This is a genomic window from Butyrivibrio sp., assembly GCF_024699075.1.
In genome coordinates this window covers 1-2,413 of record NZ_JAILQF010000386.1, presented here as the reverse complement: position 1 = coordinate 2,413, position 2,413 = coordinate 1, and the positions used below count along the sequence as shown (strand labels likewise).

Below are 2,413 nucleotides of genomic sequence, written 5' to 3'. Positions count from 1 at the left end.
ATAGGAGTTATTGCTTATCTTGCACTTCGCCCTGCTCTCTTTAAGACTGGTCTTTTAGGAGAAATCGATAGCGAAGTTAAGAAATCGGCTTAATATGACTAACCCCCACAGGCAAAGCCGTGGGGGTTTAGTCATATATTTATTAGAAACCAAAAGCTTGTATTCCTCAGGACACGAACTCAATCTTTATGATCTGGTAGTGAACTACTCCGACTTATAGAAGTCGGAGCTTCCTGCTTCAAACTACCATTGCGCTGACCGCATATAATGCGAATCAGTGTCTTACACAATATCCACAGGCGTTAAGTTTGGGCTATTCCATCCCTACTGTGTTTATGCTAAAGACTGCATCGCTATGCAGTCTTTTTTAATTGCCTAAGCCCCTCTTTGAGGATATTTAAGGCCGCATTTTGGTCTCTCCCCATAATATGACCGCAGCTACATTTCATTGTTCTTATACTTAAGTCTTTCATTTCAGAGTGACGCTTGCCACACTGATAGCATATTTGTGATGATGGGTACCACTTATCAACTTTAACAAAGAACTTATTTCTATCTGCAAGCTTATATTCAAGCATATTTAAGAACAATCCATAGCCATTATCTAAAGTAGTCTTGCCGTTACCAAAACCTTTATTTGACATGGCTCTCATGTTCAGAGTCTCAGTGCAGATAACATCATACCGATTGGCTATCTCGGTAGATATTTGATGCAGGTTATCGAGTCTCTGATTTGCGATATGTCTATGGATCTTATTTACTTTGCGAAGCTGCTTTATATAGTTATTTGACTTTGTCTCATTCTTTTTGGAACCTTTCATACGTGATAGTCTGCGCTGGGCCTTGGCAAGCTTATTATGACTTTCGCGATAAAATTTATGGTTTGTGCCAACATTACCGTAATTATCTACATATAAACCATCAGAAGCATAATCTAATCCAATGGCATTATTTTTATCTGCTATATAGGTATTTACAGGATTAGGGTATTCAAATAAGACAGATGCATAGTATTTATCATCTGACTCTTTAGATATCGTAACAGATTTAAGTATCCAGTCTTTTTCGGGAAGCCTGTGAAAAACTGTTTTAACAGGCCCTGCTTTAGGGATAATGATAGTACTGCCTTCTATCCTTATAGTAGGTCTTTTTAAGCTGTTTGAAGGCTTTGGGTACTGACAGTTTGTAGTATATGCCTTGCGGGAATGTTTTGCAGATTTGAACTTAGGAAAGCCATTTTTCTTTTTGCGTTTTTTGTCAAAAGTATTTTTGAATGCTTCCTGCAGATCTATTTGCTTGTTAGCAAGCGCAAGACTGTCTACTTCTTTAAGAAATGGATAGTCTTTTTTATATTTTGCAGGTGTGACACTTGGAAACTTTCCGGTCATCTTATAACCTTCGATTTTTGAAGCCAGCATAAGATTGTATATTTTTCGGCAACAACCAAAGGTTTTAGCAAAAAGGATAATTTGTTCAGTTGTAGGATATATTCTATATTTTATGGCTTTATTCACTCAATTATTATAGCACAAAAATGTATTTTCAACAATTTTTATAAACGGCAATTCATCCCCACCTACGTATACTTAGAGGTGGGGGATTTCTTGCTTTCTATTAGTTAAAAAGTCCCATAAATCATTTCCTCCCCATAAGAATCGCAGAACCTGTAAGAGCCATCCAGATGGACTCCCACTTGCTCATGAACATACCGTTAGTAGTATCAACAAGTTTTACTTCTTCGTATCCCATATTTTTAAGCTTTTCTACAAAGCTTTCCATATCTCCATATTTTGACTTGGACATAATATCGTGAATAGCAAATGTTCCGCCCTTCTTAAGGGTCCTTAGTGTTTCAAGAAGAATCGCCTGTCTGTCCTTACTTGGTATGTTGTGATATACATAGTTGCTTGTTACTGCATCAAAAGTCTCATCTGCAAAATCAAGCTTACAGGCATCGCCCTGCTGAAAAGATGTGTTATTTACACCTTCAGCAACAGAATTACTTTCGCAGAGACTCTTGCTGAATGAAGCATACTCTTTACCCCATCTGTCTATACCAATTATATGAGCGCCTGGATTTTTCTTTGCACAAGCAATACTTAGAGCCCCGCTTCCACATCCAACATCGAGGCATTTACCGCCATCCGGGATTTTTACATAGGATGAAACACCTTCTATTATCTGCTTAGACATCTGACGTGATCCGTTATAGGAAAATGCCCTGTACATCAGGTACATCCACAAAGATATCAAGGCAAACAGCACAGTTAAAATCAGCAATACCTTTCCCACTGTTGAAGCCATACCTACAATTACTGCAACAAAGAATATCGCTGCAGTAATTCCAATCGTCCCAAGTACCATCCCTTTTGGCATCCAATTCTTGTAATCAGCCTTCATCACCATTCCTCCT

2 protein-coding genes are annotated in these 2,413 nt (G+C 38.1%); both read right to left on the bottom strand.

Features of this window, described 5'->3' with window-relative positions; all coding sequences use genetic code 11:
• Positions 1-353: 353 nt before the first annotated feature.
• Complete coding sequence (locus K6G87_RS15520; protein ID WP_296839261.1) at positions 354-1,514, bottom strand: RNA-guided endonuclease InsQ/TnpB family protein; 1,161 nt, start codon at positions 1,512-1,514, stop codon at positions 354-356.
• 121 nt (positions 1,515-1,635) lie between these two features.
• Positions 1,636-2,413: class I SAM-dependent methyltransferase (locus tag K6G87_RS15515; protein ID WP_330669892.1), on the bottom strand; the 778-nt coding region annotated here is incomplete at its 5' end.